Genomic DNA, 14,174 nt, shown 5'->3' with positions numbered 1-14,174 from the left:
GGCCCGGTGGACGCTGACGGCGTAGCCGCCGCCGTGGTAGGGGTCGGCGTCCCACGTCGCGAAGCGGTCGGCCAGGGTCAGGCCGGCCGCGGCGCAGTGGGCGTCGTACTCGGGCAGGGTGATGGTGGGCGGCACCGGCAGGTGGGCCGCGTCCAGGCCGAAGCCCGCGACCAGGAGGCCGCCCGGACGCAGGGTCGCCGCCAAGCGCCTGACAACCTCCGCCTCGGTGCCGGGCGCGAGGAGCGGGAAGATGTTGCCGGCGGCGACCACGAGGTCGAAGTCCGCCGCGATCCGCAGCTCGGCCGGGTCGAGCGTGGCCAGATCGGCCTGGGCCCAGAGCAGTTCCGGCGCCTGTCTGCGCGCCACGGCCAGCATGGACGCGTCGCGGTCGACCCCGACGCAGTCGTACCCGAGCTCCGCCAACCGGATCATGACCCGGCCGGTGCCGCATCCGGCATCCAGCACCCGCGCCCCCGCGGGCACCAGCACGGCACACAGCCGTGCCTCACCGTGGATGTCCTGATGGACTCGTACTCCGCGACGCTCCGCGCGATCCGGTGCTCGGGGTCGAAGTCGTCGTAGTGCAAGGTGTCCCTGCCGTGCCAGTCGTAGAGGTGGCCGAAAGTGTCCCGGAACGCGAACGCCCCGTCGTCCTCGGCACGGTCCCAGCCGAAGACCGACTCCAGGGCCCTTCTCACCACGGTCCGCTCTTCGCTTCCGCGTCCTCCGCTCCCCGCGCTGGCAGCGGCACCGCCGCCGCGGCGGCGGTGCCGAGTACCCGGCGCCGACTCAGTCCGTCGGTCGTGCTCGGATCATTCGGCATGCCGGAAGGCACGCCGTCGGACGGTTGCTCACCGGTCCGACGGTAGGAGTGGCGACGACCGTGCGGCAGGACGTACCGCGCCCACCCGGGCGCAGGCTCACGGCGCTTCGCGCGTCCCGGTCCCGACGGGCCCGTCTCCCGTCGGCGTGGGCGACGCGAACGGCTGCGAGTCGGGCTCGCAGGTCGCCCCGTCCGTCGCCTCCAGCTCGACCAGGTACCGCGCGACCAGTCGGTTCATGCACGTGCTCTGCAGCAGGGTGCCGCCGTGCCCCCAGCCCTCCAGGGTCGCCATGCGCGCGTCGGGGAACTTGTCGGCGAAGGGGCGGGTCTTCTCGTACGGGGTCGCCGGGTCGAAGCGGGTGCCGACCACCATCACCGGCGCGTCGACCTTCTGCCGCCAGCCGCCCAGGTGGGCGTCGCGGTCCTCATTGCCTATCACCGTGCAGGAAAGGCCCTGCCAGGTCCGGTAACGGCCGAAGTGCAAGCTCTTCGCGTCCTCGGCGTCGGCCTCGGCGGGAAAGCCCTTCGGGCTCTTCGGGTTGAGGGTGTCGACGCACAGGTTCGCCAGCACCTCGCCCTTCGAGGCGAACTCCTTGTCGCGCAGGGTGCGGAAGTACTCGCCCACGGCGGCGCTCGGCCGGTCGAGCCGCTTGCCCGCGGTGGCCACGGCCGCGAACGCCTCGGCCAGAACCGGCCAGCTCCTCGGGGTGTACAACCCGTTGTAGAGCGTCTCCACCGCGAAGGGGTACGTGACCTCGACCGGCGGACCTTCGGGCAGGCGGACCGTCACCGGACGGGTCTTCAGGCGCCGCAGTGTCCGCTCCATGACCGCGCGCGGGTCGCCCTGCCGGGCCAGGGCGCAACGGTCGGGCCCCGCTTTCGCGCACAGGCGGAGGAATTCGCCGAGGGCACGCCCTGCCGCCTCGCCCTGGCCGGTCCGCGTCACCACCGAGCGCGTGTCACCGTTGACTCCGGTGTAGCCCGTCGGCTCGACGGTGCCGTCGAGCATCAGGGCCCGGACGTTGTCCGGGAAGAGCTTGGCGTACGTCGCGCCCAGGAAGGTGCCGTACGAGTAGCCGGCGTAGGTGAGCTTCGTGTCGCCGACGGCCCGGCGGAGCAGGTCCATGTCGCGGGCGACGTTCGCTGTCGAGGCGTGCTCGATCCGTTCGCGCGATCGCTTCATGCAGGCCTTCGGCACCTCCAGCAGGCGGCGCAGGAACGGCTTCTCCTGTTTCTCCGTGAACGGGAACACCGGGATCCGGGCCAGCGCGGCCTTCTCCTTCTCGGCGCTCGCGAAGCAGGTGACCGGGTCGGAGTCGCCCACGCCGCGCGGGTCGAAGCCGATGATGTCGAAGCGCGCGCGTACGGCGGGGTCGTAGGCGACTTTGCCCGCGTGGTGGACGAAGTCGACCCCGGAGCCGCCGGGACCGCCGGGGTTGGTGAACAGCGAGCCGATGCGCTTGCCAGGGTCACTCGCGGGGAGCCGGGTCAGGGCGATCGTCGTCGTCGCGCCGCGGGGGCGGTCGTAGTCGGTGGGCACTTCCGCGGTCGCGCACTGGAAGTCGCTCAACTCTCCCTTGCCGCAGGGCTTCCAGTCGAGCTTCGGCGCCGGGGCCGCGGCTGTCGTGTGCGGTTCGCCGGAGCGCGGGGTGGCGGTCGTGGCCGCGGTCAGTCCGAGCACCGTGGCGAGACTCAGCGTCAGGGCCGTGGTGCTGCGTGCGGCATGTGGACGGTACATGGTGCGCTCCTTGCTCACTGTGAGGGGACGTGCGGTGCTGCTGCCTGGTGGGAAATGAGGTCTGACCGGTGCTGCCGGCCGCCCAGGTGGCGGGCGAGGAAGCGCTCGACGGCCCGGTACACGTCGATGAGGTTCTCCGGGTTCTGGAAGCGATGGCCCTCGTCCGCCTTGACCAGGTACTCCACCTCGACCCCGCGGGCGCGTACGGCCTCGACCACCAGGTCGGACTCCTCCTGCACCACGCGGACGTCGTTGGCGCCCTGGATGACCATGAGCGGGGTTCGGATCCGGTCCACCCTGGTGATCGGTGAGCGGGCCAACATGTCGGCCTCGTCCTCCGGTACATCGGGGTCGCCCACGTATGTGAGGAAGTTGTTGCCTATCAGGGGGCGGGCGAACGCCGGCAGGGTGCGGATGAAGTTCGCCAGGTCGGAGATGCCGCACAGATCCACCGCCGCGGCGAAGACGTCCGGGGTGAAGGTGACCCCGACGAGGGCGGAGTATCCGCCGTAGGAGCCGCCGAAGATCCCGACGCGCCGCGGGTCGGCGTACCCCGCCCCGACCGCCCAGTCGACGGCGTCGACGAGGTCGTCGTGCATCCGGCCCGCGAACTCGCGGATGGCGGCGCGGGTGAACGCCGCGCCATAGCCGGAGGAGCCCCGCATGTTGACCTGGAGGACGGCGTATCCGCGGTTGGCCAGCAGCTGCACGCGCGGCTCGTAGCCGGGGCCGTCGCGGAACCAGGGGCCGCCGTGCACCAGCAGCACCAGCGGCAGCCGCGTCGGCGCGACGCCGACCGGCAGCGTCAGGTACCCGTGGACCGTCAGTCCGTCGCGGGCGGTGAAGGAGACGGGGTGCTTCCCGGCCAGCGCCGCCGGATCGAGGTGGGGGTGCGGGCGGAAGAGTTCGCGGCTCTCGCCGGTCTCGTGGTCGTAGTAGTGGGTGACTCCGGGCTCGGTGTCATGCGTGAAGCTCACGACCCAGCGCCGCCCACCGGTGTCGGAGGAGACGGAGTCGAGGTCGCCGTGCGAGAGCCGGGACAGCCGCTCGTACACCGCGGCGAAGTGCGGGTCGAGCGCATGGATGGCCTGCCGCTCGCCCAGATAGCGGACCGCGAGGATCTCGCCGGTGCGTCCGCTGAGGATCAGCGGGGAGGGGAACGCCTCGTTGACGCCGCTGCGGGTGTCCAGCTCGTACGTGGGGTGGCTGTCGACGACGGTCTCCTCGCCGGTGGCGACGTCGAGCCGGGTCAGCCTGATGAGGTCGCTGCCCCGGTTGGAGCCGAGCCAGATGCCGGTGCCGTCGGGCGTGACGGTGCTGGGGGTGAGGCCCATCGGCAGATCGGCGCCGTCGTACGCGGTGATCGGCCGCGAGGTGCCGGTCTCCGGGTCCCAGGAGTGGATCTCATGGCCCCCGGCCGGCGGAACCACGGTCGCGAACAGCTCTCCGTGCCGGCCGCACAGCCAGCCGCCGATGTGACCGGGGTTCTCCGCGACGATGGTGTGCTCGCCGGTGGCGATGGTGATGCGGTGGACGTCGAACTGGTCGCGTCTGCGCCGGTTCAGCACCGCGATGACGGTGCCGGGCAGGCCGCCGGGCTGCCAGAAGTCCATGGTGCGGACGCCGGGGAACGGGGTCAGGTCCACCGCGGGGGCGTCCGGGTCCTCCAGGTCGACCCGGAAGACGTGCCAGTTCTCGTCGCCGTCGCCGTCCTGGGTGTAGAGCAGCCAGCGCGGGTCGTCGGTCCAGCGGTAGCTGTGGATGTCCCGGTGGTGGTCGTGGGTGACGCAGACGGCGTCGCCGAACTCGGTGCCGCCGTCCGCGGCGGTGTCGACGCCGCGTATCCAGACGTTCAGCCTGCCGCGTTCCGGGGCGAGGTAGGCGATCTTCGTGCCGTCCGGTGAGATCGATCCGCTCGTGGCGACCGGGGTCCTGCAGAAGTCTTCGACCGGGATCAGGGGTGGGATGCGGGGCGGGGCGTGCGGTGAGGTGGGGGATGGGGTCGGTGTCATGTGTGTTCCTTGGTGAGGGCGGGCGGAGCGGGTGGTGTGGGGTGGGGCGTACGGGAGTGCCGTGGGTCATCCGGCGATCCGACTGCTCACCACCTCCCCGCCGCGCATGACGAGATCGATGCCCGCGCCGGAGTCGGCCAGCGGCGACAGGTCTTCGAGCGGGTTGCCCGCGACCAGGAGCAGGTCGGCGAGGGCGCCGGGTGCCACGGCGCCCAGTTCGCCGGTGCGGCCGAGGAGTTCGGCGTTCACCGCGGTGGCCGACCGTAGGACGTCGAGCGGGGACTGCACCCGTGCCCTGAGCAGCAGTTCGCGGCTCTGCTCGGGGTGGGCCTCGCCGAGCAGGTCGGTGCCGAAGCCCACCCGCACGCCCGCGTCGAGGGCCAGGTGGACGGCCTTCTCCCCCTCGCTGAGCACGTGCTGGAGCTTGTCGATGCTCTGCTGCGGGTAGTGCCACCGCCGCCCGACCTCGGCAAGCTGTTCCAGGGTCACGAGCGTGGGCACGAGGAACGCCCCGTGCTCCGCCATGACGCGCGCGGCCGCCGCGTCCAGCAGGTTGCCGTGCTCGATCGACCGCACGCCCGCGGTCACCGCCTGGATGATGGCCTCCGGGGTGAAGGCGTGGGCGAGGACGTAGGTGTGCCGGGCCTCCGCCTCGGTCACGGCCGCTCGTATCTCTTCGGCGGTGTACTGCACCATGTCCAGGGGATCGGTGGGTGAGGAGATGCCCCCACTGGCCATGATCTTGATCTGGTGGGCGCCGTTCTTCAGCTCCTCGCGCACGGCACGGCGTACGGCGTCGGCTCCGTCGGCGACTCGTGCGAACCAGTCGCTGTGGATGTGGCAGGCGCACAGGCGCGGCTCGTCGGGCGCCGGGGTGAAGTCGCCGTGGCCGCCGGTCTGGCTGATGACGCGGCCGGAGCGGAACACCCTCGGCCCCTCGATGAGACCGGCGTCGAGCGCTTCGGCGACGCCCCGGTCGAGCCCGCCGGCGTCGCGGACCGTCGTGAAGCCCCGGCGCAGCATGCCTTCGAGCAGTCCCGCCGCCTCGATGCCGATGCGGGAGGAGGGCCGTCGGGCCATGGCGGGCATGTCGAGGGTCGTGACGGCGGCGTGTACGTGGGCGTCGATCAGGCCCGGCATCAGCGTGCGACCCGCGGCGTCCAGGACCGGTGCGTCTGCGGTGATCCGGCGGCCGGGGGCGACTTCCACGATCCGTTCGCCCGAGATGCGCACCGATGATCCGGGGACGAGCTCTCCCGACTCGAGGTCGAGGAGTGTGGCCGCCTTGATGATGAGCTCACTCATGACGCGCCACCCGCGCGTGCGGCGGCCGAGTCCGGGCGGTGTGCGGTCGACGTCATGTCAGTTCCTTTTCCGTGCTGTGGGTGGCCGTGGAAGCGGTGGCGTGTGCCGCGGCGCGTACGCGTTCGTCCGCGGTGGCGAGGAAGGCGGCGGTGTCCTGCGGCGTCAGACAGGCCGCGGCTCCGGTGAGCACGGCGCCGAGCGCGAGGAAGGCGAAGGCCACCTGGAAGGAGAAGGCGTCGGCGAGCAACCCCATCACCGTGGGGGCGATGACACCCGCCAGCTGCCCGCCGAAGACGAGGACTGCGCTGGCCACCCCCATGTGCTGGGCCGACAGGCCGCGGATGGGCACCGCCATGATCGGCATGTAGCACAGCGCCGCCGCGAAGACGGCGACCGTGCTGAGCACGATGAACAGGGCGACACCCGAGGCGTGGGCCATGGCGGGGAGGGTCAGCGCGGCCACCGACATCGCGGGGACCACGATCGTGCGGTGCCGGCCGCCCATGCCGTCCACCAGCGTGCCGCCGAGCACCGTCGCCAGCGCGGCGGCCAGCGCGGGGATCGCCATCAGCGCGCCCGCCGAGGAGAGCTCGAGGCCGCGTTCGTCATGCAGGTAGGTGGGGGCCCAGGAGCTGAGGCCCCAGATGATCAGGCTGTAGCCGAACATCATCACGGCGAACCGCCAGAGCATCCCCCACCTGAGCAGGGCCCTCGTGTCGGCCGTGCGTGTGGGTGCGGGTGTGGCCGAGTGCGTTTCCCGCTGCTCTGCCAGCGGGGCCGGCAGTCGCAGTCGCATCGCCGTGTAGACGAAGACGCCGAGCGCGGCGACGGAGATGTAGGCCGAGCGCCAGCCGAAGGCGGCGACCAGCGGCGCCACGGCCAGTGGTGTGAACACCGCCGCGAGCGAGTTGGAGCTGAGGATCAGGCCGTTGGCCCGCATCCGTTCCTGCGGCCGCGACCGCTCCACCAGGGTCTTGGTGGCGGCGGGAGGGAACACGCCCTGCGCCAGTCCGAACAGCACCCGCATCACCAGGAGCGCGGCGAACGACCAGGCCAGCCCGGTCAGAGCGGTGAACACGGTCCAGGCGGCGAGTGCCCACAGGGCCATCCGGCGGCCACCGAACCGGTCGGCGAGGATGCCGCCGGGGATCTGGCACACCGCGTAGGCCACGAAGAACACGGAGACGACCAGGCCCTGCCGGCTGTGGCTGAGATCGAACTCGTCACCGATCGACGGCAGGACGAGATTGATCACGAGCCGGTCGGCATAGTCGATGAACCAGGCCGCGAACAGCAGGACCACCGTGGTGCGGGCCGGGCCGCTCAGCGGCGCGGGTCTTCTGGTACGGGAACGCGGTGTGAACACCAGCACTCCTTCCTGCAGTGGCCGATACTCGACCATGGCGGGGGAACCCCCACATCGTCCGACTCACCAGCAGAAGGGCCGGGAAATTGCAGGAAAGCGGCGACGAGCCCGCATCCACACCGGAAAGTGACACCGGGTTCTCCGAGCTGGACCTGGCACTGGTCGACGCCCTGCAGTCCGCACCCCGTGCCACCTGGACCCAGCTGGGCCGGGCCCTGGACATCGACGCGACCACGGCGTCCCGGCGGTGGGACCGGCTCAGGTCACAGGGACTGGCCTGGGTCACCGCTTACGAAAGGCCCCATACCGCCACCGTCGCCTTCGTCGAGGTGCGCTGTACTCCCCAACGGTTCGACGCCGTCAGCCGGGCGTTGGCGCAGCTCCCGTGGGTGATCAGCGTCGAAGAGGTGGCGGGCGACTTCGACCTGCTTCTCGCCGTCACCGCCGCCGACCTGCACTCTCTCGGCCGCGCCGTGCACGGCACCATCGGCGGGCTGCGCGGCGTCCGCTCCACGCACACGCGCCTCGGCCTGACCGTCTTCAGCGAGGGCGGCGACTGGCGCACTCACGCCATCCCCTCCGGGAGCCGAGCCCTGCTGCCGGAGAGCCGCGGGGCCACCCGCTTCACGTACAGCACCCATACGCAGACCCGGCGCACCCCGCACGACCACGCCCTGCGCGCCGCGCTCGGCAACGACGGCCGCATGAGCTACAAGGACCTCGGCGCCGTCATCGGCGTCAGCGAGTACACCGCTCGCCGACGCCTGCTGCGCATGCTGCGTGACCAGGAGATCACCCTGCGCTGCGACCTCGCGCATCCGCTGGCCGGGTACCGCACCTCGGTCCTGTACCGGGCCGCCGTCCCCCACCAGTACCTCGAACACACCGGAGCCGCCCTGGCCCGCACGGACCAGGTCCGCCTTTCCATCTCCGTCAGCGGCCCCTACAACCTCTTCGTCATGGCCTGGCTCCACGATCTCAACGGCATCAGCCCGTTCGAAGCGCTCCTCGCCGAGCGGTTCCCGCACCTCCAGGTCCACGACCGCACCATCGCCCTGCACACCCCGAAACGCATGGGCTGGCTCCTGGCCCCCGACGGCCGAGCCCTGCGCTATGTGCCCCTCGCGCTGCCGGACAGGACGCAGCACTGAGGCGTCCGGCCCGGTTACCGGCCGGGGGAGCGCGGTGACGGCCGGTCCACTCGGCGGGTCCGCGCAAGCGGATCAGCGTCCGCTGACCGTTGGTGATGAGCTTCGAACGAGGCCCTGCGCCCAGGAGCGCACAATGCCGCAGTGACTCTCGCCCCTTCCAGCGTGGAGCAGTTCGCACCGACGGCCTGGTGGAGAATGACCGTCTGCCAGTTGACGGTGTACGGCGTCCACGGTGAGAGCGCCAGGACTTCCGTACGGCTTTGAATGCCCGCGCGTCATTGCCGTACCGCCACGTCGGCTGCCAGCGGGCGAGCCACTGGGCGGCCTCGTCCTCGGAGAGAAGCTCGCTCACCACTGTGGTGCGCGGGGAGGCGACCCCCGCCCACGCGAGCGCGAAAGACGTAGACACATGCCGGAGCATTGCTCCGGCATGTGTCTACGTAACTTACGTAACGCATTCCTGATCCCGAGAAATGGTGGACGGCCATGAATGCGTAACAACGACGTACTTACTCGGATGTCGGAATTAGTACATTTGGAAACGTAAAGTACGTCGCGCCTGACTCTAGGCAAGGAGACCCCATGCCCAAGGAGAACAAGGACAGCGCTGCCCCGGTATACGCGGCCCAGGCCTGCCCCCTGAGTGCTGTGATCGTCGCGGCAGAGACCGGGTTCGCCGCCCAGTTCGGCGTGAGTCCCGGTGAGATCCACGGCTGTCTGCCGAGCGACCTGCTCCACGTCGGAACGCCTGAGAGTCTGCGGCAGCGCTTCACCGGCCTGTGTGAAGGTCACACCCTGTGGTTCACCGAGAAGGTCATCGGCCAGCACTGCCGCGGCACCACCTTCACCGCCCGTCTCACGGCCGGCACCGCCACCGCACCCACAGGACTCACCGGACTGATGCTGCTGCTGTCTCCCACGACGCGGGAAACGCCGCCTGCGCGCACCGTGCTCACGGCGCTCGAAGCGCGCATCCTGGACGGCGTGGCGGCCGGCGCGTCCACCGAACTGCTGGCCGAGCGCCTGTGCCTCAGCCGACGCGGCGTCGACTACCACATCCGCCAGATGCTGCGCCGCTTCGATGCGCCCAACCGCCGCGCCTTGGCGGCACAGGTGGGGGCGCTCGGCCTTCTGGGCCCTTCCCACGCCACCGCACCGGCCAGGCGGGCCAACGACTCCTCGAACTGGTCGGCCGAGACGACGGGCATGCGCGAGACGCCTGCCGGGTGGGCGACCGCGGCCCAGTCGTAGGTCTGGTTCACCTCGGTGTGGCCGCCGCCGGCCGGGGTCGGCTTCCAGGTGAAGCGGTGACCTGTCGGGCGCTGACCCGCTTGCCCGGGTCGTCAGGCGATGACCCGGGCCAGGGCGAAGGCGGCGGCGTGGTTCTCGATCCGGTAGGCACCTCGCTCCTCGTTGTGCACGGCCATGACGAACGTGTCGCCGACCGCATCGATCGGCCACACGGTCTCGGCGCCCACGGGGCACTTCCGCTCTCTTTTTTGCGTTTTCGTCCCTCCGCTGAGTGGGGAGGAGACGACGCTGCTGATCAGGGCATCGATGCACAGCCCCACGTAGGCCGGAATGAGGCCGACGACCGCTCATGAATTCCGGTTGCCGTGCAGGCGATGTCAACACCCGCATCCCGGCCCAAAGACAGGTGCCGCCACGTCGGCTGGGGGGCTCGTCGAGGTCATACTCAGGTCGGACCCACACCCTGGGCGCCAACAAGCAGGGGAGGAGAGGGGGCGGGGGGGCAGGCGCGGCGGCAGGATGGACGCAGCCGGCGCGTGCCACCGGCTGCGTCCTCATGTCAACGGCTCAGTCTCAACGTCCCAAGCGGAATCCGCGCACCGAGGCGAGGGTCGCCGAGGCGTCGGCCAGGCCCGCGCCGCAGCCGCCGACGCAGACGCCCGGCAGAAGCCGAGCATGGAGCTTGATGGCCGCCTCCACCTGCGCCGGCCTGATGCGGGAGTTCGCGTCGTACATCAGCGCCGCCAGGCCCGTGATGTGCGGAGCGGCCATGCTGGTGCCCTGGTAGAAGTCGTAGTTCTCGAGGCCGACGCCCCGGGTGCCGGAGTTGAGGGTGGACAGGATGCCGTTGCTGACGTTCGGCTTCGTCTCGCCGCCGGGGGCGGTGATGTCGACGGTCCAGCCGTAGTTGGAGTATGCGGCCCGGTTGCCCTCACGGTCGCTGGCTGCGACGTTGATCACGTTGGCGCAGCTCGCCGGGGACTGGTTGGCTGCGTCGGAGTTCTCGTTCCCCGCAGAGACAACAACCGTGGTGCCACGTGCCACAGCGGCGTTGATGGCGAGCTGGCTACCCAGATCGCAGGTGCGGCCGCCGCCCAGGCTCATGTTGATCACGTCGGCGGGGTGCCGGTTGCGCGGGACGCCCCACACGGTTCCGCCCGAGGACCAGGTGATGGCGTCGATGATGTCGGAGGTCGAGCCACCGCACTTGCCCAGCACCCGGACGGGCTGGATACGGGCCCGGTGCGCGATGCCGGTGATGCCGTTGCTGTTGTTGGCGGTGGCCGCGATGGTGCCGCTGACGTGTGTGCCGTGCCAGGTGTTGTTCCGGTCGCGATCCGGGAGGGGCTCTCCTGCGGCATTCGTGCCGCACTCACCGCGGCGGACCCAGTCGCCCTGGTCGGCGGGGTCGCTGTCCCGTCCGTCCCCGTCCCGGGCCCTCGACGGGTCGGAGATGAAGTCATAGCCGGGGACGATGTTGGCCGCCAGGTCGGAGTGGGCGACGTACCCGGTGTCGATGACCGACACATTGACGCCCTTGCCCGTGATGCCCCGCTTCCAGGCTCCCGGCACCCGCATGCCCGCGTGGTTCTCGAAGAGGTCCCACTGCTGCGTGTACAAGGGGTCGTTGGGCGTGGCCGTGGCGTACATCCGCTCGTCGGGGACGACGTAGGCCACATCGGGGTCGGAGGCGTAGGCGGCCATGACGTCCTTGACGTCCTCGGCCGCCATCTTGGAGTCGAAGCCCACCAGGGCGGCGCCGGTGCCCAGTCGTCGGTCGAACCCGAGGTGCTCGCCGACCTTCGCACCCTTGGCCCGTGCGTCCGCGCGGGCCTCGGCGTCGGATCTCGCTGCGTCGGTCCGCTTCTTGTAGCCGACGATGATGCCTTCGGGGATGGAGTCCTTGGCGGCGGCGGAGCCGAAGGCCGCTGTGGGGGCGGAACCTTGCTCTTTCACGGCAGGAGTTGCGGGGTTCGGAGCCGCGACGCTCGCGGTGACGCCCGTGCCCAGGATGGCCGCGGCTGCCGCCGTGGCGAGGGGTATTCGTATGCGCTTGAGGCCGTACAAAAGAGGTGACTTCCTTTCGCGAACCGGCTCCGGGCATGGGTATGCCGAACCGGCGGATCACTATGGGGTGACACTTCGTCAGGTGCCGGGCCCCACGGGGAGGGCGGAGCCGCAGGCGTGAGCTCCGGCTGCCGCTGGGAGTGCGGCGAACGTGTGTTCAACCAGCCGGTGTGCCACGGAACTTACTGGTACGGCGCCGGACGCGCCTACCCCGCCGCGGAGATCTACGTATACGTAGGTGACGCGAATGTGACAGGGGGAGGCATTCGTCGTCTGCGGTCCACGTGCCGCTTGCGGGAATGTCCTCTGACCCGGATCTCCGGTGTCCGCCCGCGTCGGGCGCGATCCGGTCTACGCAGACCAGGGCCATGGAGTCGCAGTAGGTCCGCGCAGTCCGTTTCCGGCAACGCGTCTCATGCCGGTTCCCGGGGACCTCTGCCCTCGGCCGGTCGCGTCGGGCTGAGGTGGGCCATCTTGAGACCGATAGGCGCGGCCAGCCGGTCGTCGCCGCTGTTCAGGCGAAGTCCCGTCAACTCCTCTATGCCGTGCAGGCGTTGTTACAGCGTCGAGCGGTGTACGTGCAGTGCGGCGGCGGCGTGCTGGGCGTCGCCGGCGTGGTCCAGGTGCACACGCAGCGTTTCGACGAGCCCCTGGCTGCCGGAATCCGAGGTCAGCAGGCGGCGCAGGCCGGAGTGGATGCCCTCGGCCAGCTCCTCGGTGGTCAGCTTCGCAAGCAGCGCGTACACGCCTAGCTGGGGGGTGGGCGGCCACTTGGCCGAGGATGCCCGTGACGCGGGCGACCTCGGCTGCGCGACGGGCTTTCCGATATGTGGCGCGGGCCTCGGCAAGGCGGCGGCGTGTGCCGCCCACACCAGCCCAGCACGGCGTCCTCGGCCTTCCTTTCGGCTCCGCCGTCAGTTTCTCCTTGAGCACCTCGGCCAGTCCACCGACATTGCCCCCACCGTGTACAACACACATCACGCCAGTTCAGAACCTCGGGCCGGCTGCCCACCAGCCAACAGCACTGGTCCCGACCTTACGCAGAAGTGACGAGCGATCAGGCAGGGGTGTCCCGGAAGACGACCGACAGAGCGTCGTCGAGGATCGCCTCTTCTTCGGCGCTGGTCGGACGTGTGACGGGGATGATCCGTGTGAGGGCGATGCCTTCTACGACTGTCAACAGGAAGCGGGCACGCCGCCTGAGATCGACGTCGGTGATGACGCCCTGGTGGGCCAACACGCGAAGCCAGCCGACGATCGCGTCGAGCGTTCGGAGTGTGTAGGCGCCCCAGGCGTTGCGCGCCTCGTCGGTGCTGCTGGAACCGAAGCTGGTACTCAGGGCCGTCAGTATCCTGTCGGCGGCGGCCCCGCTTATCGGCTGCTGCGGCGGCAGGAGCTGTACGAGGCACTCGCGGAGCCTGGTCCGGGCGGGAGTCGACGTGTCGTGGATCCGCATCTCGGACGGCGTGTCCTCGAGCGCAGCGGCGAAGATCGCCTCGTGCAGCGACTGCTGGGTCGGGAAGTAATGGCGCAGCGTGCTCGCGCCGATGCCGACGCGTGCGGCTACGGTCCGGACGGCGAGCGTCGACTGGGGATCCTCGGACAAGATCGACCTGGCCGCTTCCACGATCTGCTGCCGACGGGAACCGGCCATCGTTCTCCTCGGCCTCCCTTTAGATCATGGCGCCGTCAGTGCGCCATGAGGCGTAACCCGCTTACCTCGCGCGCAAAGTCCAACCCTTGTTACTAGCACAGTAGACTAGTACGTTGTACTAACGGGCTGTTGGCGTCGTTCCACGCTCCTGCTCCTCCTCGTCGTGTTCCGTCGACGCAACTCGCCTGCTCACCCAACCGGAACCGCATGACCAACCGGAACCGAATGACACGAAATGATCATGAGGGAGTGAGCCATGACCCAGACAAGGGTGTTCCCCCGAAGGTTCGTGCTGCGCGCGGCAGCCGGGACGGCTGCGGCCACCATGATGGCCAACTCCGGCTCGGCCGTTGCCTCGCTCGCCGGCCAGCAGTGGCAGCTGACACGCGAGCCGGGTGGGGCCCGGCACCTGAAGGTCGGTTGGGATGAGTGGGCGGTCCCCACCGTCTCCGCGAAGGATGAGTTCGACGTCACCTATGGCGTCGGCTATGTCCAAGCCAGGACCAACGCCCGCGAGATCCTGGACATCTACGGACGGGCCCGCGGTGGGGCCGCAGCATTGTGGGGCCCGGATTACCTGGCGGAGGACGAGTTCACCATCCAGCTGGGACTGCACACCAAGACGGACCTCTGGACGCGTGCCCAGAAACCGAAGACGCTCGCACGGGTCAGGGCGTTCTGCGAAGGGTTCAACGCGGCGTGCTCCGAGAATGCCGAACTCGGCGGTGACCGGCGGGAGATCCTGCCCGTCACCCCCAGGGACATAGATCGTAGACCGACATGTTCGGCACGGGGTTGACTGTGTGA

The 14,174-nt window shown here is 70.1% G+C and carries 12 protein-coding genes and 1 pseudogene; 3 read left to right on the top strand and 10 right to left on the bottom strand.

The window, feature by feature from the left end; all coding sequences use genetic code 11:
* From DCW30_RS03905 to DCW30_RS03885, 6 genes and pseudogenes are all read right to left on the bottom strand, one after another.
* Positions 1-531 (bottom strand): annotated as a pseudogene (locus DCW30_RS03905) (class I SAM-dependent methyltransferase); the annotation flags it as partial.
* A complete protein-coding gene (locus DCW30_RS38065) occupies positions 429-701 on the bottom strand; it encodes a hypothetical protein (RefSeq protein ID WP_207230930.1) in 273 nt (90 codons plus the stop codon). The gene DCW30_RS38065 and the pseudogene DCW30_RS03905, both read right to left, overlap by 103 nt.
* A 219-nt stretch (positions 702-920) precedes the next feature.
* Positions 921-2,561 (bottom strand): alpha/beta hydrolase, encoded by a 1,641-nt coding sequence (locus DCW30_RS03900; RefSeq protein WP_076682539.1) that lies wholly within the window; start codon positions 2,559-2,561, stop codon positions 921-923.
* 14 nt (positions 2,562-2,575) lie between these two features.
* Positions 2,576-4,573, bottom strand: coding sequence for a S9 family peptidase (locus DCW30_RS03895; RefSeq protein WP_076682538.1), 1,998 nt, complete (start codon positions 4,571-4,573; stop codon positions 2,576-2,578).
* 66 nt (positions 4,574-4,639) lie between these two features.
* Positions 4,640-5,878 carry a metal-dependent hydrolase family protein gene (locus tag DCW30_RS03890; RefSeq protein ID WP_076682536.1) on the bottom strand — a complete coding sequence of 413 codons (1,239 nt, stop codon included), beginning with the start codon at positions 5,876-5,878 and terminating at the stop codon, positions 4,640-4,642.
* A gap of 52 nt (positions 5,879-5,930) precedes the next feature.
* Complete coding sequence (locus tag DCW30_RS03885) at positions 5,931-7,244, bottom strand: MFS transporter (protein ID WP_076688464.1); 1,314 nt, start codon at positions 7,242-7,244, stop codon at positions 5,931-5,933.
* A gap of 86 nt (positions 7,245-7,330) precedes the next feature.
* Between DCW30_RS03885 and DCW30_RS03880 the strand changes: the two genes are divergently transcribed.
* Both DCW30_RS03880 and DCW30_RS03875 read left to right on the top strand, forming a co-directional pair.
* Entirely contained in the window at positions 7,331-8,395 is a 1,065-nt protein-coding gene (locus DCW30_RS03880; RefSeq protein ID WP_076682534.1) for an Lrp/AsnC family transcriptional regulator, read from the top strand.
* Between the two features lie 582 nt (positions 8,396-8,977).
* Positions 8,978-9,646, top strand: a complete 669-nt coding sequence (locus tag DCW30_RS03875; protein WP_076682532.1) for a response regulator transcription factor — start codon at positions 8,978-8,980, stop codon at positions 9,644-9,646.
* 92 nt (positions 9,647-9,738) lie between these two features.
* On the opposite strand, the gene DCW30_RS37870 is transcribed toward DCW30_RS03875, so the two are convergent.
* From DCW30_RS37870 to DCW30_RS03860, 4 genes are all read right to left on the bottom strand, one after another.
* Positions 9,739-9,873: an SRPBCC family protein gene (locus DCW30_RS37870; protein ID WP_257788562.1), complete on the bottom strand. Its 135-nt coding sequence runs from the start codon at positions 9,871-9,873 to the stop codon at positions 9,739-9,741.
* Positions 9,874-10,219: 346 nt separating this feature from the next.
* Positions 10,220-11,602, bottom strand: a complete 1,383-nt coding sequence (locus DCW30_RS03870; RefSeq protein ID WP_373569056.1) for a S8 family peptidase — start codon at positions 11,600-11,602, stop codon at positions 10,220-10,222.
* A 668-nt stretch (positions 11,603-12,270) separates the two neighbouring features.
* On the bottom strand, positions 12,271-12,459 hold the full coding sequence (locus tag DCW30_RS36530) for a helix-turn-helix domain-containing protein (RefSeq protein WP_076682528.1): 189 nt from the start codon (positions 12,457-12,459) through the stop codon (positions 12,271-12,273).
* 311 nt (positions 12,460-12,770) lie between these two features.
* A complete protein-coding gene (locus tag DCW30_RS03860) occupies positions 12,771-13,367 on the bottom strand; it encodes a TetR/AcrR family transcriptional regulator (protein ID WP_076682526.1) in 597 nt (198 codons plus the stop codon).
* A gap of 256 nt (positions 13,368-13,623) precedes the next feature.
* Here DCW30_RS03860 and DCW30_RS03855 point away from each other — a divergent pair, with 256 nt between their 5' ends.
* The gene (locus tag DCW30_RS03855; protein ID WP_076682523.1) at positions 13,624-14,166 is read left to right on the top strand and encodes a penicillin acylase family protein; all 543 of its coding nucleotides are present in this window, start codon (positions 13,624-13,626) and stop codon (positions 14,164-14,166) included.
* Positions 14,167-14,174: the final 8 nt, after the last annotated feature.

The sequence above is a fragment of the Streptomyces alfalfae genome (genome assembly GCF_004127445.1).
Lineage (GTDB): Bacteria > Actinomycetota > Actinomycetes > Streptomycetales > Streptomycetaceae > Streptomyces > Streptomyces alfalfae.
The sequence above is the reverse complement of the archived record's forward strand: the minus strand, read 5'-3'. Positions and strand labels throughout refer to the sequence as shown.

Bases quoted from the DNA above. Each gene is read 5' to 3' on its own strand.
- DCW30_RS03890 (WP_076682536.1), bottom strand. From the start codon at position 5,878: ATGAGTGAGCTCATCATCAAGGCGGCCACACTCCTCGACCTCGAGTCG.
- DCW30_RS03895 (WP_076682538.1), bottom strand. From the start codon at position 4,573: ATGACACCGACCCCATCCCCCACCTCACCGCACGCCCCGCCCCGCATC.
- DCW30_RS03855 (WP_076682523.1), top strand. From the start codon at position 13,624: ATGACCCAGACAAGGGTGTTCCCCCGAAGGTTCGTGCTGCGCGCGGCA.
- DCW30_RS03860 (WP_076682526.1), bottom strand. From the start codon at position 13,367: ATGGCCGGTTCCCGTCGGCAGCAGATCGTGGAAGCGGCCAGGTCGATC.
- DCW30_RS03900 (WP_076682539.1), bottom strand. From the start codon at position 2,561: ATGTACCGTCCACATGCCGCACGCAGCACCACGGCCCTGACGCTGAGT.
- DCW30_RS03875 (WP_076682532.1), top strand. From the start codon at position 8,978: ATGCCCAAGGAGAACAAGGACAGCGCTGCCCCGGTATACGCGGCCCAG.